This is a genomic window from Allohahella marinimesophila, from assembly GCF_039538005.1.
In the GTDB taxonomy this organism is placed as follows: Bacteria; Pseudomonadota; Gammaproteobacteria; order Pseudomonadales; family Oleiphilaceae; genus Allohahella; species Allohahella marinimesophila.
The window spans coordinates 191,907-213,448 of the sequence record NZ_BAABBO010000012.1 but is presented as its reverse complement, the minus strand read 5'-3'; the positions used below and the strand labels follow the sequence as shown (position 1 = coordinate 213,448).

The window sequence follows — 21,542 nt, the reverse complement described above, 5'->3', positions numbered from 1 at the left end:
CCTTTCTGCAGACGTAAACCGCCCCGTGGCAGGCACGATGTTTGCGTGATCCGAGGTTTTGACTGCAGGAGGGCTCCGCAGCGCATGAGTATACTGATGACAATAGCAGGCGCTTTCCTCGTGCTCCTGGTGTGGTTCGACTTCGTGGCAACGGCATTGACCGCTTCCCAAAGTGGGCCGGTTTCGAGGCGAGTCGCCTATGGCGTCTGGCGGGTGTTTTTATTCATCAACAAGCCCTTCAAATCGCATGCTCTCCTTGCGTGCGTGGGGCCGCTCATCATCATTGTGCTGATCAACATGTGGGTATCTGTCGTCTGGTTGGGCTGGTCACTCATCTATCTTGGTGCTGAGGCGCCTGTGCTGAACGGAACCACACTGCTACCGGCCGATATTTCTTCCACGATCTACTTCGTAGGCTTTACGCTGACTACGCTAGGCACGGGCGACTACGTACCCGCCGACGGGTTCTGGCAGGCGATGACGGTCATCACCGCTTTTAACGGTATAGCTTTGATTACGCTATCCATTACCTATGCCATACCGGTCGTACAGGCGGCGGCAGCCAAACGGACGGTCGCCAGGCAAATAGCGGTGATGGGAGAATCTGCAGAGGCCCTCGCAGCTCAATGGGCCGAGGCCGGGCATTATCAGGGAGTGGACACCTACTTCTCCGACTTGACACCTCAGATCCTGGATATTTCACAGAAACATCTGGCCTATCCCATTCTGCATTTCTTCCACAGTCCGGAACCGGACACGGCGCTGCCCCTGAAGCTGGCTGCGCTGGACGAGGCAATACTGGCGTTGCCTGCGGAGGCCTACGAGGTGAATCCGGCCCTGCGGGTTGCGGAACACATGTGCTCCAATGCCATTTCCACCTTTCTCAACACCCTGAACAAGGCCTTCATTCATCCGGCTGATGAGGAACCGCCTCAGATTCTGCCGCAGCGTCTCCGCAAGGGTACAGCGAAGAAAGTGGGCTCCGAGCGGGAGCCTGAGGCGCTATCACGTCGCCGCAAGCTCCTCAAGGCACTCATCCTTCAGGATGGCTGGACCTGGAATCAGATTGCAAAGGGGTAGGTGTCAGGGAAATTGTCTACCTCAGTTGTTTCAAGCGGCTCTACGGCTCTGCTCTCGTCGAACCAGATATATTCATCGAACTGCTTGCCAAGCCGTGCGCCGAAGTAGTGGCTGGCCCGCTCGGTCTGGGGTCGATAGATCACGCCGATGGCCCGTTCGAGCCGTTCCTTGCTGAGGAGGCGAGCCAGGTCCTGCGACGCAGGATCCCGCAGCGGTAGCATGAATCGCGGTATCTGCGTGTCATGACACAGCCGTTCCCAGCTTCGCTCAAGAGAGGGGCGCACGGTCTTTATCTGCATGTCGTCGCCCCAATCATCTGCTGCAGCGACTGTGCCTGTGTGGGTACCAAACCCGATGATATAGACGTCAGTGCCGAAGCGTTCGCGGCACAGTTGACCCACGTTGAGCTGTCCCCGTGCCGGCATATCAGTACCCTTGGCATTGCCGACATGTGAATTATGCTCCCACACGACGGCCTTGGCATCCGGGCCATGATGCGCCAGCAAGGCTTCCAGTGTCTCGAACATATGGCTGTCGCGAAGGTTCCATGAATCGCTGTAACCACTGTACATGGTGCGATAGTACTCTTCAGCATTCGCCACCAGGCGGGCGTTCTGAACAGCATCCAGATAAAACTCGGCTCGATCCGTCTTCGAGCCGTTAGCCTGCTCGATCCGCTGCTTCAGCAAATCCTGCAGTGCAGCAGTGACTTCGCCTTCGCAGTCCTTGTATCGGCTGCTGGCCGCAGCCCTGCCGTAGGCGGCCGGATCGGGCTCCCATGGCAGCAGACAGCCATATTGCTCGCGCGCGAGTTCAGCTGCCTCAGGGTCTTTCTTGTCCAGATATTCGAGAACCGCTTCTATCGAGGTATACAGGCTATAGAGGTCGAGGCCGTAAAAGCCCGCGCGTTCCTGCTCGGCCACATTGCCGTTGTGCTCATGCAACCAATCCACGAAAGCCTGTACCTCTCGATTGCGCCACATCCACGTCGGGAACCGGGCGAAGGTCTGCCACCTTGCTTCGGGACTCTCCAGATGTCTCACGTATTGATTGATCCGCGAGGCGTCAGGCCAGTCAGCCTCGGCGGCCACGATGTTGAACCCTTTCTTCTCGATCAGGGCCTGGGTAATACGTGCACGCATCGTGTAGAACTCGGAGGTGCCATGTGAGGCCTCGCCGATCAGTACCACTTTCGAATCGCCTATGCGCTCGAGCAAGGCATCGAGCTTTGCACTGTCGATAGACTCGAAGGGTTCGGCCGCTTCAGCGATCAGGCGGGCCTCCTCCGGGAGCTTTTCGAGAGCCTGCTGTGACGTCCGCTGGGTACCTTGCTGATCTCCCCTGCCTGTTTTCTCACGCCACCCGGCCTCGCCGATCAGCGGTACGAATCGCACATCGGAAAGATGCTCCTCCCGGAATTCATTCTTACCGAGCCGTGTGATCCTTAGCAGCGCCTGATGCGAATTTCTGTCGCCGACGGGAATGACCAGTCTGCCACCGGTTTTCAGCTGCTGCCTGAGTGTTTCCGGCACGACTGGTGCCCCTGCCGCGACGGTGATCGCATCATAGGGCGCGCCATCCGGCCAGCCGAGCGTACCGTCACCACAAATGACCTTGACGTTTTCGTAGCCGACACGAGCAAGTGTGCGCTTTGCTTTTTCAGCCAGTGAGGCATGACGCTCGATGGTGTAGACTTCGCTGGCGATCTCGGCCAGTACGGCAGCGGCATAGCCGGAACCAGCGCCGACTTCCAGTACCCGTTCGCCCCCCTCGAGCTGGAGTGCTTCAGTCATCAGGGCCACGATGTAAGGCTGTGAGATCGTCTGACCTGCGGCTATCGGTAGCGGAGAGTCATCATAGGCACGATCAACCGAACTCTGCGGCAGGAATTTCTCTCGCGGAACAGTCCGCATCGCCTGCAGAACGTTTTTGGACCGCACACCTCGGGCAGCTATCTGTCGATCGACCATGCTGTTCCGCCGTTCCGCCAGTTTCTGTGAATCCTGTGCAAAAATAGCCATAACAAATGCCTCCTTCGGTTCTTGTCTGGAATTCTCCTTGTCTGACGAATGGGATGCAGAGCGCGTGCCACTGAATTTTCAAACACCCGTCAACCTCTCATGACGGTCGCCCGTACGTCTGAGAAGCAATACAAATCGTGCAAATCTTAATTGCATCCTCGACAACCCGAAGACACTGGAGGTCCCGATGTCTGATATACCCAAAGACAGTGCACTGGATAGCACACTCGCCATTCTGAGCGATGGTTATGAATTTATTCAGAAGCGTCGACGCCGCTATGAGAGCGATATATTCAGGATCCGTCTGATGCTCAAACCTACTGTCTGTATTGGCGGAGAAGAGGCTGCGGAAGTGTTCTATAAGCCCGAAAGATTCACCCGCAAGGGCGCTCTGCCGAAGCCCATCCTCTGGTCCCTGCAGGACGAAGGAAGTGTCGCGGTACTTGATGCCGCCGAGCATCATCGGCGCAAGCAGATGTTCATGTCTATGATGACCCCGGGTTCGATCGGTGGACTGTCAGAACTATTTACCGACGCCTGGCGTGAGGCCATACCTGGCTGGTCTGGCGATAAACCGGTGTCGCTGCTGGGTAGCATCAACAGGGTGATCTGCAAGGCGGTCTGTACCTGGAGTGGCGTGAACCTGAGCGAGAACGAACTGGACAAGCGCACCAGCGAGCTTGCTGCCATGATCGACGGTGCCGGCACTGCAGGCCCGCGGAACTGGCGGGGCCTCTGGTTACGCCGGCGAACGGAAAAATGGGCCAGGGCGCTCATCCGTCAGGTGCGACGCGGGGGCGTCGAGGTGGCGCCGAACAGACCGCTGAGCATCATCGCTTTTCATGAAGATGCCCAGGGCGATCAGCTGAGTGAAGAAGTGGCCGCAGTGGAGTTGCTGAATATTCTGCGTCCTACCGTGGCCATCGGTCGCTATGTGATGTTCGCGGGCCACGCGCTTCACGTTCATGAGCCGGACCGAAAGCGCCTGCTCGAAGACGATGACTATCTGACATCGTTCGTGCAGGAGGTTCGCCGCTACTATCCCTTCTTCCCCTTTGCAGGTGGTCTCGTCCGGGAGCCGTTCAAGTGGCGGAGCCATGAATTCCGGAAGGGCGATCTCGTCCTGCTGGATCTCTATGGGACCAACCGGGATGAAGCCATCTGGAAGAACGCCGATCAATTCAATGCTGCCCGCTTCCTCGAGGCGGACATTACACCGTTCAACCTGATCCCTCAGGGTGGCGGCACGTTCGACATCAATCATCGCTGTGCGGGAGAGTGGCTTACCATCGAAATGCTGAAGCAGGCCGTGCGGATGTTGGTCGGCGAGATGGCGTACAAGGTGCCTGAGCAGGATCTTGCGATCGATCTTTCCAGAATGCCCGCCCAACCGCCTGAAGGTTTTCTCATCAGCGATGTGAAGCGTTCCGCACGACCAGTGATGCGGAAGAAAAGCGAGAACACGCCAGGCTGAATCGGGGGCCAGCTGAGACCTTGGGCGGCTGCAGTTGAAGCGACAGGCATAAGGCTCTAGTCTCGGCAATCTTCGTCAGGCCTTCAACTGGATTCGAGTATGCCGGGAAAGACAGTCAACAGTGCCATCGTGCTTTTAGTCATCGGCAATGCGCTGGCACTCATTAGCGATGTGGTCATCAAATTACTTGGTGAAGATGTACCAGTATTGCAGTTCGTATTCCTACGCTGCCTGTGTACCGTGCTGATGCTGCTGCCCTTCTATAAAATGATCGATCGACAGGCCCTATTCGCTGGCCTGGGCTACCATGCGCTGCGCGCGCATATCGGTATCGTCGGCATTGCGGCCATGGTCATGGCGCTGGCGACGCTGCCGCTGGCGACGGCCAATGCGGTGTTCTACGCTGCGCCGCTCATCGTAGTGGTGCTCTCAGTCGTGATCTTTCGTGAACAACTCACCTTGCTCAGCGTGATCGCGGTGATCAGTGGCTTCCTTGGCATACTGGTCATCCTGCGTCCTGTAGAGTTCGGATGGGGCGCTCTTGGCGCGCTCATTACCGCGTTTTCCCTCGCTTTCAATGCCCTGCTGGTGCGCAAGCTCCCCAGGCACCAGACCATGGTACATTCAGTCGCCCTGAATTATCTGCTCTGTCTGCCGGTGGCTGGCGTTTTGGCTTTGATAGAGGGCCGCGAGTGGAGCTGGAGCCTGATGGCCAGCGCCGGCGCCTCTTCGTTTTTCATTCTTGGCTATAACTTTGCGGTTCTGCTGGCCTACCGTCACGTCGCAGCCAATCAGGTCACCAGCGCCGAGTACACCGGTTTGATATGGGCGGTACTGATTGGCTGGGTAGGGTTCAGTGAAGTGCCGGATCTCTGGTTCCTGGCGGGCTCAATGATGATCGTGGCGCCGCTGGTCGCGCTTGGCCTGCGAAGTCGACAGGCTGCTGCAGGTCGGAGCATTGCGCGGAAAAACGCCAGTCTCCCTGCGGACACTGGCGAGGAGATCCACTGCGAGCTCCGCTGATCCACCCATTGGGCGCAACAGTATCCGTTTTTATACTTTCATCTGACTGGACGAGGTGGCAGCTGGCGCAGGCCTGCTACACTCAGAACAGTACCGTCGAGCCTATCTGTCGACGTAGCGTGTATAGAGGAACTAACTGAATGATGACATTGATACCCCGTTTCAAGCGATCGCTCGTGGCGACCGGCCTGACAGCTGGTCTGCTCGCTACCGGCGGTTGCATGACTTACGACCCATATACAGGGGAAGAAAAGACTTCCAATGCCACTAAAGGTGCCGTGATTGGCGCCATAGGTGGTGCCGCCGCCGGTGCCGCGGCGAATCACGGCGACCGCAAGAAGGGTGCACTGATTGGTGCTGCCGCTGGTGGCGCAGCCGGTGGTGGTATCGGCTACTACATGGACCGCCAGGAATCAGAGCTGCGTCGTCAGCTGGAAGGCAGTGGTGTAAGAGTCGAACGTACCGGGAACCTGATTACACTGGTCATGCCTGGCAATATCACTTTCGATACTGACCGTGATGCCGTGAAGTCTTCCTTCTACGAAACGCTCAAATCTGTAGCCATCGTACTCGAGGAATTCGATGAAACAAATATCATGGTCGCCGGGCACACCGACTCCACAGGCGCAGCCGAGTACAACCAGGCCCTGAGCCAGCGTCGGGCGGAAAGCGTGGGTTCTTATCTCACTTCCCAGGGCGTAGCCGGTGGCCGGGTCCAGACCAAAGGCTATGGTCAGCGCGACCCCATTGCCAGCAATGACTCATCGTCAGGTCGCGCCGCGAACCGCCGCGTGGAATTGAAGCTCGTGCCCACTGCAGACGCAGGCTAGCGAAGCCGGTCGCGTTCATAGAAGAGGCGCCAGATAGTCAATCTGGTCGCCAGCCAGGCGCCCACCGCGGCGCCTGCCACGATCAACAAAATAATCAGTATCTGCGAAGAGCTGCCCACGGTCGTTCCGAGCGCTGTTGCTCAGAAACTCGCTCAACAGATCCCACACCTGGCAGCTGAATCAGGTCCAGGTCCGCCCTGGGCTCGTCCAGGGACAGCTTAGCACCTCATTAGGTAGCCCAAGCTCTCGCGCTCTCGCTTTTACCCTATGTATGAAAGATCTGGCTGCACAGCCCTGCTCATCGGGGTGGCGGTGCCGGCTTGTCGGGATCAGCGTTCACGGCCGCCCGGCTTTTATCCTGACTCATGCCGCTGTCGCCTTCGGCCCGGCGCTTGAGAACATCGGTAAACCAGGCAAAGGCAGGCGTGATGAAGGCCCAGGGGAGGGCATAGCTGATGGCGGCTGGCCACCAACCTGAAGGCATGGTCACCGCACCGATTCGCTCCGCTGCTGTAATCGACAGTACGCTGCCTATTGCACCGAACACAGCGGCCAGGCCGTAGCGACCCCGCAACCAGTACAGGCAGTGGTTGAAGCTCATGGCAAAGCCAATCCAGAGACAGACTATCCAGACCGGTGGATAGATGTACGGGGGTTGTAATGAGTACAGCAACAGGTCCGCGCCCATCCAGATGGGCTCGAAGGTAAACGCCACGAGCAGGCCGACGAAGGCCATGCGCAGGTCCTGTGCCAGCGAGCCACCAAAGGCCTTGCTCCATACGAACATGGCGATCAGCACCGCGACGGCCCAGGCGTTGCTGCCATAGTAGGCGCCCACGACGGCCGCCGGCCAGAGCAGCTCAAAGAGGCCTGCATTGCCCCAGAATCTGAACTTTTGCTGTTTCTCGGGACTCAGAAGACCTCCTGGACTGGTGGGGTGATACCGCTGTCCGGCTAGAACAGCACCCGGCTCTTGATGGTGCCCTTGACCGATTTCAGCTTCTGCATGGCGAGATCGGAATAGGCCTTGTCGACATCAATGACTACGTAGCCAAGCCGCTCATTGGTCTGCAGATATTGCGCACAGATGTTGATGTCGTTTTCGGAGAAGACGGCGTTGATCTCGGACATCACGCCGGGCACGTTGTGGTGAATGTGCAGCAGTCTGTGGTTGTTAGGATGCGCAGGCAGCGACACTTCAGGGAAGTTGACAGAGGTCACGGTCATGCCGGTATCGCTGTAGCGCGCCAGCTTCTCGCCGACTTCACGACCAATGTTTTCCTGGGCTTCCATCGTGCTGCCGCCAACGTGCGGGGTCAGTATCACGTTGTCGAATTCACGCAGTGGCGAGACGAACTCATCATCATTGCCGCGCGGTTCAACGGGGAACACGTCGACTGCAGCACCAAGCAACTTGCCGCTTCGCAGCACATCGGCCAGCGCCTCGATATCCACAACGGTGCCACGTGAAGCGTTGATGAAGATGCTCTTGTCCTTCATCTGTGCAAACTGCTCTGCCGCGAACATGTTTCTGGTCGCCGCCGTCTCTGGCACATGCAGGGTGACGATGTCGCTCATCGCCAGCAGCTCTTCGAGCGATTCGACCTGGCTCGCATTGCCAAGTGACAGTTTGGTCACGATGTCATGATAGATGACACGCATGCCGAGGTTCTCGGCGAGGATGCTCAGCTGGGTGCCGATGGAGCCGTAACCCACGATGCCCATGGTCTTGCCGCGAATTTCGTAGCTGTCTTTCGCTGTCTTCAACCAGCCGCCACGGTGACAGGATGCGTTTTTCTCGGGCACGCCACGCAGCAGGAGGATGGCTTCTGCCAGAACCAGTTCGGCTACGCTGCGCGTATTGGAATAGGGCGCGTTGAATACGGCAATGCCGCGTTCCATGGCTGCCATCAGGTCTACCTGATTGGTACCAATGCAGAAACAGCCGATCCCGATCAGCTTGCTCGCCACTTCCAGGACTTCTTCGGTCAGCTGGGTGCGTGAACGGATGCCCACGAAATGCGCATCGGCGATAGCAGTCTTGAGGTCCTCATCATTGAGCGCCTTGGCGTGATGCTCGATGTTGTCATAACCCGCAGCATGCAAGGTATCGATGGCTGACTGATGGATGCCTTCGAGCAGTAAGATTTTGATTTTGCTTTTATCAAGGGACGTGCGAGTCATGGGTACAGATCCAAGCAGAAAAATAGCGGGCTATGGTAACATATATGCCCCGAATCTTTGGAAGCATAAAGAGCCAAGCTATGAGTAATGTTGTAATCGAGTGGCTCACGAGCCAGTTTGGTGAGCGCGTTCTGACCGATCAGGACTCGCTCGAACACTACGGCAAAGACTGGACGAAGAAATATACCCCAGCGCCAACAGCTATCGTATTTCCGAAAACGACCGAGGAAGTGCAGGCGCTGGTGCGTTATGCCAATGAGCAGAAACTGGCGCTGGTGCCCTCTGGTGGCCGCACAGGCTTGAGCGGTGGTGCCGTGGCGGCCAATGGCGAAATCGTCGTCGCCTTCGACAAGATGAACAATATTATCGACTTCGATGCTGGTGATCGCCTTGTACAGTGCCAGGCTGGCGTCATCACCGAGCAGCTGCAACGCTTCGCCGAAGACAATGACCTCTATTATCCGGTCGACTTCGCTTCAGCCGGTAGCAGCCAGATTGGCGGTAATCTCTCGACCAATGCTGGTGGCATCAAGGTCATCCGCTGGGGCATGAGCCGCGACTGGGTCTCGGGCCTCACGGTCGTCACGGGCAAGGGCGATATTCTCGAGCTCAATCGCGGCCTGGTGAAGAACAACACCGGTTACGATCTCAAGCAGCTCTTCATTGCGGGCGAGGGCACGCTCGGTTTCATCACCGAAGCGACCATGCGACTGACCAGAAAGCCGAAGAACCTGCAGGTCATGGTGCTGGGGCTCAGCCATTTCGATAACGTCATGGATGTGCTGAAGACTTTCAGCAAGACCATCGAGATCACCGCTTTCGAATTCTTCTCACACCAGGCCATGAGCCACGTGCTGGCGCATGGCGGTGTGGCGGCGCCCTTCGCTGAAGACGCGCCCTACTATGCGCTGCTCGAATATGAAGTGGTGAGCGAGGCCGTGGAAGAAGAGGCCATGGCGCAGTTTGAACAGGCGGTCGAGGCTGGCTGGGTCGTCGACGGTGTCGTCAGTCAGAGCGAAGCACAGGCAGCCAGCCTCTGGCGCCTGCGTGAAGGCATCTCGGAAAGTATCGCGCCGCACACCCCTTACAAGAATGATATCGCTGTGAGGCCGAGCCGCGTGCCGGAATTCCTGAAGCGGATCGACGAAGTGGTGAGTGCTGAATATCCGGACTTCGAGATCATCTGGTTTGGCCATATCGGCGACGGCAACCTGCACCTGAACATCCTCAAGCCAGTCGATCTCGACAAGGACACTTTCTTCAGCCGCTGCGAGCGGGTCAATACCATGGTCTTCGACATCGTCAAAGACTGTGGCGGCACTATTTCGGCCGAACATGGGGTAGGTCTGCTGAAGCAGCCTTATCTGCCGTATTCCAGAAGTGCTGAAGAAATCGCCTACATGCGGGCCATCAAGGCGGCTTTCGATCCGAACAATGTGATGAACCCGGGTAAATTACTGGCGGCAGGAGAGGCTGTGTGATGACACAGGTCTCTTCCTCTGGTTCGGACACCTTCGTGCTCGACCAGCAAATCTCAGCGCTGCGACCAGGCAAGATCGTCTGTGTCGGCCGAAACTATGCCGCGCACGCCGCTGAACTGAACAATCCGGTGCCTGAAGAACCGATCCTCTTCATCAAACCGGCCAGTTCGCTGGTGATGCCCGATGCAGAAGGCCTCACCTCTTGCCCGCTGCACGACGCGGGCAGTCAGCACGATGAGTCGCTGCACTACGAGACCGAAATTGCGCTGCTCATAGGTGAGCAGATCGGTCCGGATGTGGCGGGGGATCATCGCAGGCTGGTGGACAGTGTGGCCGGCATTGGCGTCGCCCTCGATCTCACCAAACGCGAGCTGCAGTCAGTGTTGAAGAAACAGGGCCACCCCTGGGAGCTGTCCAAGGCTTTCGACGGCAGTTGCCCCGTTGGCAGTTTTGTCTCGCCAGGCCGCTTTATCGACAAGTCTCAGCTGGAGCCGAACGCGCTGTGGACGGCGCTCGGTTTCGACATGCGCTTTAACGGTGAACTGCGTCAGCAAGGCCGTGCCAGCCAGATGCTGACCGGCTGTATCGAGCTGCTCAGCCATATCAGCCGCCACTTCACGCTGAATCCGGGTGATCTCGTGCTCACTGGTACGCCGGCTGGCGTCGGTGCGTTGATGCCTGGCGCCGTGCTCGAGGTCAGCCTCGGGCTCGCGGCTGAGGGTGTGGACGACGCTGCAGCACCCCTCGCCAGCGTGCAGCAGCATACCTTCCGTTTTGCCGAAGCTTGACACTGCTGATCGGGTCTGCAGCTGGCGAGTGAGTTCGCTGGTGCAGGCTGTGATCGTCGTGCTCATGCTGGCACTGCTGACGGTGCAGCTGCATCCGCCGTTCATTACGCAGTGGCTTCCGCTGGACGCTCTAGTGTTGCTGGGCCTGATCATTTTGTTGCCAGCTTCGGCAGCGCTCGCGCTCGCCAGCCTTTCGGGGGTGCTCTACGCGCTGATGCTGCTGATCGTGCTCTCTGCGCTGGCGATGGCCTATAGCCTGAACCGACCCTTCAACCTGATGCTCGATGCTCAGCTGCTGCTGGCCGGTTTTGACGTGTTCTCCGGCAGCGTCGGGACTCTGTGGGCGATGATCGGGACCGCAATAGCTATTTTATTCATAGGCCTGCTTGGCTATCTGTGTACGGCCAGCCTCATTCGCCTCAACGCTTCGGCCCTGGCGATCGAGGGCTCGTCCGGAAGCGCCGGCATGCCGTCACTGCGGCTTCGCACTTCACTCGCATTACTCATCGGCGCTGCACTTTATGGCGGCTACGGCTTCTACAAGCACGGCGTGCTACCAAAGTCTGCAGTCCTGGATCTGGCCTTGCAGCAGATGGATACCTATCGCCGATCCCTGGACTCGACCAGCGAGCTGCGTCGGCAGATGCAAGACTCACCCACGCCCGCCATGGCGATGGAGCGGCTCGGGCAGCAGCACACCCTGCTGACTTTCGTCGAATCCTACGGCGTCTCTGCCTTGCTCGATGCGCCTTACAAGGCGGTATTGCGGCCACGGCTGAAGGCTATTCAGGCTGACCTCGAGCTGCGTGGTATTCATATGGCGACTGGGCGGTTGCGCTCACCAGTCCAGGGTGGGCAATCCTGGCTCGCTCACGCGACGGTCCTGAGTGGTTTGTGGATCGATGACCAGTTCCGCTACGACGAGCTGGTCCGCAGCGATGCGACCACGCTGGTAGATGATTTTTCGCTGACGGGTCATGACACCCTGGCGGTGATGCCCGCTATTACGGCAGCATGGCCCGATGGCGAGCGGCTTGGCTACGATCAGATCGCCGATAACGCGGGTCTTGGCTATGCTGGCCCCGCACTCAACTGGGTCACCATGCCGGATCAGTACACACTGTCATGGCTGCGCGACACCTTGGCGGCCTCCGCTGACCAGCCGGTGTTTGCCGAAATCGCGCTGATCAGCAGTCATGCGCCCTGGACACCGGTGCTGCCTGTGCTGGATGACTGGGATGCTATTGGCAATGGCATGAACTTCCATCGCCTCATCGAAAATGCGGAGACACCGGAGTCGCTGTGGCAGGATCCGGAGCGGGTGAGGGCACAATATGCTCGAGCGGTCGACTACTCGTTGGGCGTCATTGGCAGCTATGCCCGGTCATATCTCGGGGACTCCCTGCTTATCGTTCTCGGTGATCACCAGGCGGCACCAATCATCACCGGCGACGGCGCATCGCTTGATGTGCCGGTGCACGTCATCAGCCGAGACAGGGCGCTGGTCGCAGCCTTTCTAGCCATAAACAATTTCAGGCCAGGCATCGAATTGCCGCCGGCATCAGCCAGTATCGGGATGGACAAATTCAGGGGGCTGATGCATCGTCTGTTTCAGGATCCGCCTGTGGTGGCAGATCAGCCCTCAACTTCAACTCAACAAGGCACGAACAATCTATGACCAGCCTCAATCTGGCAAAATTTCCGCGGCCTCGTCATCTCCTGCTGGCGCTGGCGCTGTTTACACCGCTTGCCGCACAGGCGCTCGATCCAGCAAGCGAAGCACCCACGCGCACTGGTAGCGGCACTGAATCCGGCGTTAGCGGACTGTTCTGGAAGGTCGAACCGCCAGCAGACGCCAAGGAAAAATTCGCGCCCGGTTACCTCATCGGTACAGTGCATATCGCCGACTCAAGCTACTACCCGCTGGCCAAGCCGATCATGGATGCGCTGGATAGCACTGATGTGCTGCTGGTGGAACTGGATGAGGCAGAGGGCGATCAGACAGAGAATATGAAGCTGTTCAGCTCCTTTGCCTCGCTCCCCAAGGGGCAGACCATTGCTGATCTCTACAGCCCGTCCACAGTGAAGAAGCTGGAACAGGCGGTGGAAAGCGTTGGCGTGCCGGCCGACAGTATTCGTGCACAGAAGCCGGTCTATACCGTGGTCACGCTGAGTGTGCTACAGGCCATGCGCGAGGGTCTGTCGCCCGAGTACGGCATCGATCTGTATCTCACCAACCAGGCACGCAAGCGGCCGGAGATAAGGGTCAAGGGTCTCGAAACCTTCGAAGGGCAAATGAAGCTGCTCGACAAGTTGCCCGCTGATGAAAAGGCGGTGCTGGGCTACCTCGAAGAATTCTATGAGGCGCCTGAAATGTACCGCGATATGGGCGAGGCCTGGAAAACAGGCAATGGTGGCGCCCTTTATCAGGCCGCGATCGCCGAACCCATGCGCGAGTCACCAGAGCTCGAGCCTTTCTACAAGATGCTGTTCTTCGATCGAAACGAGTCAATGACCACCGGGTTCAAGCAGTGCCTGAGTGAAAATCTGCGCTGCATGCTGGCCGTCGGTGCCGGTCATATGGTGGGGCCTGGCGGCGTCGCGGATCTGCTCAGAAAACAGGGTTTCAGGGTGAATCAGGTCAAATAATCCGGGCGACCGCCAGTCGCAGTCCGGCCACAATGGCTTTTTTACCAGACAATCCGGTCAGCCGGCCGATCGCCGCCCAATCGCCACCACCTGCGAGATCACGCAGCGCCGACTGCCAGGGCGCTTCCAGTTCGGCGGAGCTCTGGCAGCGGTCGATCAATAACAGGGGCAGAACAGCTTCGATCGGCCGGGCGCCATCGCAGAACAGACCGATGAGTTCACGCTCCCATGGCTCCAGGGCAGGCTGAGGCCATAAGCAGTGGCTATCGCTGGCTGGTTCTGCGGGTTCAGTGGCCAGGGCTCGGCCCCGAGCCAACAGCGCGTCCCGCGTGAGCTGCTCGCCAGACTCTTCCATGGGTTTTATCACCAGTAAAGCTTCGCCGCCGTGGCTGCCCGATTGCCGCTGGCCCTGTCTTACCAGCGTATAGCCCTGGCTGAGCCAGAAGGCCAGGCTCACCGGATCGTTGCCAAAGCTGGCTGCATGAAGCGCTGATCCTGCTTCCGCTTTGTCTTCGAACGCCTCGAGATGCGCCAGCAAGCTGCTCGCAAGACCCTGGCGGCGATAGGCGCTCGCCACCGCCACGCGAACGATGCGTACAATTGTCGATTCGAGCGCTGCTTCCACGCCAAGCTGCTGCGCCAGCACCTGCTGCGTGAGATGACCGCGTGGACGCCGCCTGCCTTGCCAGATAGCCTCCCGAAGTGCATCTTCGAAGGGCTCCTCGGTGTCAGTCATCAATATGGCGACAGGCTCCGAACTGTCAGCCACGAAGATACCTGACAGCTGGATGCCGGGGCTGTCGAGGATTACCCGCGCATCGTCTGCGCTGGTTTGATAATGGCTCTCCATCAGCAGCCGCATGATGGCAGCCAGCGCGGCAGGATCGTCTGCCAGAATCGTCTTATCGATCACCTCGGGAGAGCCGATTGCCTTAGAAGGTGGTGGCTGGATGCCCGAGGTGTTCTGAAACAGCAGGATCCTGGCGACAAAGGCTTCGACAGGATCCTGCGCATCCCAGCGAACGGGCTGCTCCAGTGCATGCCAATGGACCTCTCGACCCCGCGCCTGCAGATGCCCGGCCAGTCTGAGGCGGAAGCCCTGGCCGCTGCCTTCATAGCCGTGGCTGGTCGACGCCAGCACGACCTGATCGGCGCAATCGATCAGGGCCAGTAACATGGGCAAGGGCAGTGCCGCTGCTTCATCAATGAACAGCAGTGCCGGGCGCTGCCCCGACTGCAGTATCTCGTCAGGTGCGCGGAAATTGAGGCTGCCCGCAGCCTGCCGCAAGGCTACACTACATTGCCAGGGATGCAGCGCCGTGATGCCACTGATTGGCTCAGCGGCGGCCAGACTTCCAGCCAGATATCCCAGTAGGGTCGATTTCCCGCGGCCACGTTCTGCACTGATGATATCGACCCGGCCGCTGGCTGCTTCTAAATTCGCCAGCACGCTGGCCTGTTCGTCGGTGGGACCGGAGATAGCCGTGGTGGCAGCTGACGGCGAATCAGCCTGAATGCACCCCAGGAACTCGTCGACCATGTCTTCTATCGCGCCTGACTCAAACCTTCGGGGCGCGCCTGTAGACGCTGTCAGGGCGCCGATAAAGTAACGCAGAAAGTAGGCAGGACTGTCTAAGGCTGTCCAGGGGTGAGCCAGGAGCCGTGCGTACTCAGGATCATCGTAGGTCAACCACTGCGCAGGCGCTGGGGTCAACAGTATTATCAGGCCACCGCCTCGTACTGTGGCTGAGAGCGCTGCAAGGACATTTGGCGAAAAACCTGACCAGGCCGAGACCAGCAGCAGGTCATACTCCTGCCCCAGATAATCCTGATACCGGCGCTTGAAGCGGTCATCGACAATGAGTGCTCGCACAGCCGAGTCTGCCAGGCGCTCGTGGAGCTGCTCGAGCAGTCGCTGCGAACCTGAGGCATCGGCGCACAGCCAGCGAAGTTGTCGATGTCGGGGGCGCGCCTCAGCAGTATCTGTCATGGCATTCGTACAGAGCTGGATCGTCCGCGCCGAGCCATTTTGTGCAGGGCCAACTGAAAGGTGATAATGTCGGGCAATTCTGGAATCATAGGCCAATCATACCGGGCCAGAGGCAGGCAGCACAGAGACCATGATGATAAAAGACTCCACGTTCGGACCCGCCGCCGAACAGCTCATGCAGGCAGGCCGCTTTCTCTACGGCCAGGGCTGGTCGCCAGCCACCAGCAGCAACTATTCAGTGCGCCTCGGCGCTGACACCGCAGCCATTACTGCATCCGGGCGCCACAAGGGTCAGCTCATGAAGGCGGACATTCTCGCTATCGATCTTCAGGGCAAATTGCTTGAAGTGGAGGGCACTGCATTCAATCCTGATGAGAAAAGCTCGGCAGAAACCGCCTTGCATACGGGCCTGTACCGCCGCTACCCAGACATTGGCGCTGTGCTGCATACGCATTCGCCGGCAGCGACCATACTGTCGAAGTTCCTGCAGAAAGATGGCGTGCTCGTGGTAGAGGACTATGAAATGCAGAAAGCGCTCACGGGCCGCCACACCCACGAGACCGAATTAGCGATTCCGATCTTTCCGAACACCCAGGACATCGATGCGCTAGCCGAAGACGTCGACGGCTGGCTGAACGTTCATCCTGACTGCGTTGCTTATCTCATAGCCGGTCATGGGCTGTATACCTGGGCCAGCGATATGCGCACCTGCCTGCGCCACATCGAGGCGCTCGAGTTCATCTGCAGTTGCGAGCTCGAACTGATGAAACTTTTTAGAAAACAAGAGTGAGGACACCTGAATGAGCAAGCTTTGGATCTTCGAGGTGCGCGATGAGGACACGGCAGTCACCTCTGCCTCGGTGGAAACCAGCGATGGTAGTGATATCGCCAGCCAGCTGGCTGACATCGGCATTGCGTTTACCCGCTGGGAAGCCCGCGATCTGCCCCAAGGCGCGACGCCGGACGATGTACTGGCGATCTATCATGACGATATCGAGCGCTTCAAGGCGCAAAAGGGCTTCACGACGGCCGATGTCATTGCCCTGACGCCGGAGCATCCGCAGAAGACCGAGATGCGAAAGAAGTTTCTCGACGAGCACAAGCACAGCGAAGACGAAATCCGGTTTTTCCTGCGCGGTCATGGCCTGTTCTATATTCGTCATGCCGACCGGGTCTACGCCATTCTCTGTGAACGCAATGACCTCATCAGCGTGCCGCATGGGACTACGCACTGGTTCGATATGGGGCCGGAGCCCGAGTTCATGGCGCTGCGCCTGTTTACCAATACCGAAGGCTGGGTCGCTGACTTCACTGGTGATCCAATCGCCACCCGTATTCCCCGTTATGAAGCGCTGATGCAATGAGTGTCTCTGGAGAACGACCAGTCGCCAGAATAACCCGGCCCGCAGCTATCGTGACCGACATCGAGGGTACCACCAGCAGTATCGCTTTCGTGCATGAAACACTGTTTCCGTTTGCTGAAGCGGCCATCGATGATTACATTATGGCCAATCTCGATGAGCCTGATGTGCTCGACCTGCTCGACGATGTTCGCATCAAGGCCGGTCTGCCACGCAAGCAGGCGATCACCGAACTCATTGAAGATTGCCTTGAAGCGCTGCATGGCTGGATGGAGGCGGATGTCAAAATTACACCGCTGAAAACCCTACAGGGACTGATCTGGCGTCAGGGCTACGAAACCGGCGAACTGCGCGGCCATATGTACCCGGATGCGGTGAAGCAGCTGAAAGCCTGGCACGCTGATGGTATAGAGCTTTACGTCTATTCTTCAGGTTCGATTGCCGCGCAGAAGCTGATGTTCGGCTACTCCCAGTTTGGCGACCTGACGCCCTTGTTTACCGGCTATTTCGATACCACGATTGGCGGCAAGCGGGAGGCATCCTCTTACCGACGCATTGCAGAGCAGGTTGGCCAGCCACCTGACCAAATCCTGTTCCTGACCGATATCATCGAAGAGGCCGAAGCCGCCGAAGCTGCCGATTTCATGGTCGTGTTGCTGCGTCGTCCGACTGATGCACCAGCCACAGTGGAGCCGGAGCGGGACAACTTCGCTGATAGTGATATCGATGTGGTCGAGGATTTTCACGCCATCGACTTTGGCGAGCAGGCCTGAGGAAAGGTCAGGCTCGTCTTGCAGATGCCTGCGCTCCATGACTGGCGAACCAGTGTGTTCGGCGCGATACTGGTCGCTGCGTCGATCTCGGGTGGCTGCTCATCTGAGCTTCTCGGAAATCCGGAAGCCGACTTCGATGACTATCGGCAACGACTGGAGCGCGTTCTTGAAGTGTCATTTGAGGCGCCAGAGCCGCCCGAGGTGCTCAAGCCCCGTTACCCTCAGCGCCGTGATCTGCAACGCCAGGCCAGTGAGTTCTCGCTGGGCATCCTCGATATCTTTACCCTCGACGCCTGCACGGTTGGTCAGCTGGTGGCCCAACGCAACAGTGCGCTTGGAAAAGTAGCGTCAGCCAGTGCGATCTGGCGTTATGAACAGGCCTTCCTCGCATCGGTAGATGACTGTCTGCGCTTGCTAGGCGAGGATGTGTCCGAAGTTACCCAGCTGATGACAGCCCTGGCTGAGGTGCGTGACGTCAAGCGCCAGGAGCTTGGTATAGCTCAATGGAATGCCACCTTTGCGAGCGTCGAATTCCAGGCTCTTTTCTCTACAGGAGATGGTCTGCTGCAGCGTGATTTCGCGGCCGCGCGATCTCAGCAGCTCGGCCGCGCGCTGGAACGCCTGGTGGGCTATGTTCAGGGAGAGGACACCGCAGCGCTCGATGATCTCGAAGCGATCAATGCCACCCTGATTGCGAATCCATATCCTGGACGAGTGCTATTGTCGGTTGAAGCAATGACGGCAGAATTGCAGAGTATTGCAGATACACTCGAGACGCTGCTGACGCACTCGGATGGTACGCCCTGTCGGCCCGAACGCCTCGACGACGAGACTACGAAGATCGCGATGAATGTTCTGGAACTGGTTTACGTAGGCCGGATACAGCCCTATCTGGCCGAGTTGCAGAAGGCAGGCCATGCCTGGATTGGTCCACTGGCGGAACTGTCCAACGCCATCAGGATCAGCAACAAGCCACCGGACTTTCAGGCATTTGCAGCTCGCTATCTCGATCCGGAAGCTGGCGTGTGGGCGGCCTTCCAGGCGGCCAGTCAACGCCATGCCCAGCTCTGGACCCGGGTACGAGCCCCGGTTCCACCCAGCGGAAATGCTGAAGCCGTCGCTGCGACTATCGAGCCCGTTTCAGGCTGTTCTCGGTAAAGTCCTGCTCGGTCAGGCCAGTCTTGAACTCGAGGTTTTGTAGCTCGAGGCTCGTGCTCTTGCCAGTCTGATGGTTCTGCATGACACTGCTCAAGCCGCGCCAGTACTGGTCCAGATACTGTTTGAAATCACTCACAGACAGAGTCTTTAGCAGCTTTTCCTTCCTGTCGTAGAAGTCGACCTTGTGCACGCGGAACTCGTCAGCATCTATCCAGGCGACCTGCCTGGTGTAGCCGCTGTTCTCATCCACGGGATCACGCTCGACCACATGGCATTCGAGTGATTCTGCGCTGGGGCAGGGCTCCTTGCGCAGATACAGGTAGCTGTACTTTTCAACTTCCTGGCTGCTGAGATCCTCGAAGGCAAACTCGCTGCCAACGAAAGGTCCGGACTTGTTGTTGGAGGCAATACGCTTGACGCGCTTGAGGGCCGGCAAGTAAAGCCACTGATCATCAGCGTCGACCTTGTGCGAATGCGTCAGCAGTGCTGTGCCGGCCACATCGCGCGGAGAATCGAAAATGGTCAGACTCTTGTCGCCATCTTCCGGGACTTCCAGTGACAGGATACGAAGTTCGCGTCGGCTCTCGCGCCCGCCCTTGTTCTTCAGCACCATGATCATGTCGGCGCTGGAATCGCTCCAGCCTTCATCACGGCGCTCGGCTTCCTGGGCAACCGCCAGACCTTTCTCGGCGTCGGACTTGCCTTCGAGCGAGAAGGCAGCCATGGCTGGTAAAGACATTGCCGACGTCAGGGCTGCCACTAACAGGCGCGTGTGGGTCTTCATATTCGGCTGGGTCGCAGATTTGGTTACCATTATAATTATTCCGTACAGCAGTGAGGTAGGCTGCGGATACTAGCAAACACCGGTCGAAGGTGTCACCCGCAGAACCTCACCGGGCGTTGTGAGCCCCTGTGCAATCTTGTTGGCCCCACTCAGACGGAGGGTTTTCATGCCCTCGCGCATGGCCTGCAGGCGCAGCGCATCGATGTCAGTGTGATCCTTGATGTGATTGCGCACGCCCTCGCTCATCAGCATGAGCTCATACACGCCTGCTCGGCCGCGAAAGCCGGTAAATCGACATTCGAGACAGCCTTCGGCCTCGAAAGTCTTCGTGGGCATATCTGCCTTCCACGGGCTCACCAGGGCCTTCCAGTCGGCAGGGTCAAGTGTTGCCGGGCGCTTGCACTCTGGACACAGGGTGCGAACCAGTCGCTGAGCCATAACGCCTAGAACAGTGGCTTTCACCAGGTAAGGCGCGATACCAAGCTCGAGTAGTCGCGTGATAGTGCCTGGCGCATCATTGGTGTGCAGGGTGGAGAGCACGAGATGGCCAGTCAGCGCAGCCTGAATGGCCATTTCGGCCGTCTCAAGATCACGAATCTCACCAATCATGATGATGTCCGGATCCTGCCGCAGCAGGGCTTTGACCCCGGTCGCGAAATCGAGATCGACCTGTGCCTGTACCTGAATCTGGTTGAAGGCCGGTTCGACCATCTCTATTGGATCCTCGATGGTGCAGACATTGACCTCTTCGGTGGCCAGTGACTTCAGCGAGGAGTACAGCGTGGTGGTCTTGCCGCTGCCAGTGGGCCCCGTTACCAGAATGATGCCGTTGGGCTGTGCGATCATCTGTCGCCAGCGCTGCAATTCATCCTGTGACAGTCCCAGCTCACTGAAGGAGCGCAGCAATACGTCCGGATCGAAAATCCGCATGACCAGCTTTTCGCCAAAGGCCGTTGGCAGTGTCGATAGACGGAGTTCAATTTCCTTGCCACCCGGATTCTTGGTCTTGATGCGGCCATCTTGCGGCTTGCGCTTCTCGGCGACATTCAGCCGACCGAGAATTTTCAGTCGGCTTACCACGGCCACATTCACCTGTATTGGCATCTCATACACCGGATGCAAGACCCCGTCGATGCGGAAGCGCACGTGCCCGAGCTTGCGGCGTGGCTCGATGTGAATATCGCTCGCACGCTGTTCGAAGGCATATTGCAACAGCCAGTCGACAATGCTGACGATATGCTGATCGTTGGCATCGGCCGACGCCAGGCTGCCAACTTCCAGCAGCTGTTCCAGATTGCCAGTGGACACCGCGGCACCGGTCTTGTTACGCGTCCTTGAAAAGGCCTGTACAGAACTCGCCAGCTTGTAGAACTCGATGGTAAAACGCTTGATGTCAGCGGGGCTGGCGACCACTACGCGAATATCCTTGCGCAGCACATGGCGCAGATTGTCCTTCCAGCTCTCCACGAAGGGTTCATGCGTGGCGATGGTGACTTCGCTATCGCTGACTTCCACTGCCAGGATGCTGTGACGTTGTGCAAATGGAAACGACATCACTTCCGATACATCTCCGGCATTGATCTTCAGTGGATCAATATGAAACAGCGGCAGTCCGGCACGCTCGGCCAGCCAGGCCGTCAGACGGTCCAGCGTCAGCACTCGCTGTGACTTGAGATCAGTCAGTTCCGCCTGGGCCAGGCTTTCCAATGGGTGGGGTAGTGCTGTTGCTCCGGTACTGCTGTGCGTGCGTGCGGTCCGGCTCGCCTTTGGCTGGGTCAGGTAGCGTTCAGCCACATCCTGCGCCAGCACGCCATCGTCAACGAGGGCCATCACCAGGCTGCGGTCATCGAGGGGGGCTGCAGGAAATCTGAATGCGGTCATATCGAAGCTCAGTCAGGAATATGGCTTCAGTATAGGTGATACAGAAAATGTATAGCCGCATCCAT

Annotated in this window: 18 protein-coding genes; 12 read left to right on the top strand and 6 right to left on the bottom strand. The window is 58.4% G+C overall.

From position 1 onward, the window contains the following. The first annotated feature begins 84 nt into the window (after positions 1-84). Entirely contained in the window at positions 85-1,080 is a 996-nt protein-coding gene (locus ABD735_RS14810; protein ID WP_344807770.1) for a potassium channel family protein, read from the top strand. On the opposite strand, the gene ABD735_RS14805 is transcribed toward ABD735_RS14810, so the two are convergent. Further along, the gene (locus ABD735_RS14805; RefSeq protein WP_344807768.1) at positions 1,062-3,101 is read right to left on the bottom strand and encodes a protein-L-isoaspartate(D-aspartate) O-methyltransferase; all 2,040 of its coding nucleotides are present in this window, start codon (positions 3,099-3,101) and stop codon (positions 1,062-1,064) included. The genes ABD735_RS14810 and ABD735_RS14805 overlap by 19 nt on opposite strands. A 187-nt stretch (positions 3,102-3,288) precedes the next feature. Between ABD735_RS14805 and ABD735_RS14800 the strand changes: the two genes are divergently transcribed. The 3 genes from ABD735_RS14800 to ABD735_RS14790 all read left to right on the top strand — a co-directional run bounded on the left by ABD735_RS14800 (position 3,289) and on the right by ABD735_RS14790 (position 6,428). Next, positions 3,289-4,575 carry a cytochrome P450 gene (locus ABD735_RS14800; RefSeq protein ID WP_344807766.1) on the top strand — a complete coding sequence of 429 codons (1,287 nt, stop codon included), beginning with the start codon at positions 3,289-3,291 and terminating at the stop codon, positions 4,573-4,575. Between the two features lie 99 nt (positions 4,576-4,674). After that, complete coding sequence (locus ABD735_RS14795) at positions 4,675-5,598, top strand: DMT family transporter (RefSeq protein WP_344807764.1); 924 nt, start codon at positions 4,675-4,677, stop codon at positions 5,596-5,598. 140 nt (positions 5,599-5,738) lie between these two features. Next, on the top strand, positions 5,739-6,428 hold the full coding sequence (locus tag ABD735_RS14790) for a YiaD family glycine zipper/OmpA-like lipoprotein (protein ID WP_425548618.1): 690 nt from the start codon (positions 5,739-5,741) through the stop codon (positions 6,426-6,428). Between the two features lie 298 nt (positions 6,429-6,726). Here ABD735_RS14790 and ABD735_RS14785 read toward each other — a convergent pair whose 3' ends face one another. Next, the gene (locus tag ABD735_RS14785) at positions 6,727-7,344 is read right to left on the bottom strand and encodes a DUF2878 domain-containing protein (protein WP_344807879.1); all 618 of its coding nucleotides are present in this window, start codon (positions 7,342-7,344) and stop codon (positions 6,727-6,729) included. A 38-nt stretch (positions 7,345-7,382) separates the two neighbouring features. Continuing rightward, a complete protein-coding gene (gene serA / locus ABD735_RS14780; protein ID WP_344807762.1) occupies positions 7,383-8,612 on the bottom strand; it encodes a phosphoglycerate dehydrogenase in 1,230 nt (409 codons plus the stop codon). Positions 8,613-8,692: 80 nt separating this feature from the next. Between serA and ABD735_RS14775 the strand changes: the two genes are divergently transcribed. The 4 genes from ABD735_RS14775 to ABD735_RS14760 are packed head-to-tail and all read left to right on the top strand — an operon-like array spanning position 8,693 to position 13,530. Continuing rightward, entirely contained in the window at positions 8,693-10,093 is a 1,401-nt protein-coding gene (locus tag ABD735_RS14775) for an FAD-binding oxidoreductase (RefSeq protein ID WP_344807759.1), read from the top strand. Further along, positions 10,093-10,881: a fumarylacetoacetate hydrolase family protein gene (locus tag ABD735_RS14770; protein ID WP_344807877.1), complete on the top strand. Its 789-nt coding sequence runs from the start codon at positions 10,093-10,095 to the stop codon at positions 10,879-10,881. The genes ABD735_RS14775 and ABD735_RS14770 overlap by 1 nt, the downstream gene beginning before the upstream one ends. A 28-nt stretch (positions 10,882-10,909) precedes the next feature. Further along, the gene (locus ABD735_RS14765; RefSeq protein WP_344807757.1) at positions 10,910-12,559 is read left to right on the top strand and encodes an alkaline phosphatase family protein; all 1,650 of its coding nucleotides are present in this window, start codon (positions 10,910-10,912) and stop codon (positions 12,557-12,559) included. Beyond that, a complete protein-coding gene (locus ABD735_RS14760) occupies positions 12,556-13,530 on the top strand; it encodes a TraB/GumN family protein (RefSeq protein ID WP_344807755.1) in 975 nt (324 codons plus the stop codon). The genes ABD735_RS14765 and ABD735_RS14760 overlap by 4 nt, the downstream gene beginning before the upstream one ends. On the opposite strand, the gene ABD735_RS14755 is transcribed toward ABD735_RS14760, so the two are convergent. After that, entirely contained in the window at positions 13,523-15,520 is a 1,998-nt protein-coding gene (locus tag ABD735_RS14755) for a GNAT family N-acetyltransferase (RefSeq protein ID WP_344807754.1), read from the bottom strand. The two genes, ABD735_RS14760 and ABD735_RS14755, sit on opposite strands and share 8 nt — an antisense overlap. A 130-nt stretch (positions 15,521-15,650) precedes the next feature. Here ABD735_RS14755 and ABD735_RS14750 point away from each other — a divergent pair, with 130 nt between their 5' ends. From ABD735_RS14750 to ABD735_RS14735, 4 genes are read left to right on the top strand one after another with little or no spacing between them, the layout of a single operon-like run. Then, a complete protein-coding gene (locus ABD735_RS14750; RefSeq protein ID WP_344807751.1) occupies positions 15,651-16,310 on the top strand; it encodes a methylthioribulose 1-phosphate dehydratase in 660 nt (219 codons plus the stop codon). A 10-nt stretch (positions 16,311-16,320) separates the two neighbouring features. Next, the gene (locus ABD735_RS14745) at positions 16,321-16,884 is read left to right on the top strand and encodes a 1,2-dihydroxy-3-keto-5-methylthiopentene dioxygenase (protein WP_344807750.1); all 564 of its coding nucleotides are present in this window, start codon (positions 16,321-16,323) and stop codon (positions 16,882-16,884) included. Beyond that, positions 16,881-17,654, top strand: coding sequence for an acireductone synthase (mtnC, locus tag ABD735_RS14740; protein WP_344807749.1), 774 nt, complete (start codon positions 16,881-16,883; stop codon positions 17,652-17,654). Before ABD735_RS14745 ends, mtnC begins: the two co-directional genes overlap by 4 nt. 24 nt (positions 17,655-17,678) lie before the next feature. Next, positions 17,679-18,812 (top strand): DUF3080 family protein, encoded by a 1,134-nt coding sequence (locus ABD735_RS14735; protein WP_344807747.1) that lies wholly within the window; start codon positions 17,679-17,681, stop codon positions 18,810-18,812. Here the strand turns inward: ABD735_RS14735 and ABD735_RS14730 are convergent. Next, positions 18,781-19,626, bottom strand: a complete 846-nt coding sequence (locus ABD735_RS14730) for an outer membrane lipoprotein-sorting protein (protein WP_344807745.1) — start codon at positions 19,624-19,626, stop codon at positions 18,781-18,783. The genes ABD735_RS14735 and ABD735_RS14730 overlap by 32 nt on opposite strands. A 39-nt stretch (positions 19,627-19,665) precedes the next feature. Next, positions 19,666-21,477: a type IV pilus assembly ATPase TfpB gene (tfpB, locus tag ABD735_RS14725; RefSeq protein WP_344807742.1), complete on the bottom strand. Its 1,812-nt coding sequence runs from the start codon at positions 21,475-21,477 to the stop codon at positions 19,666-19,668. Positions 21,478-21,542 lie beyond the last annotated feature (65 nt).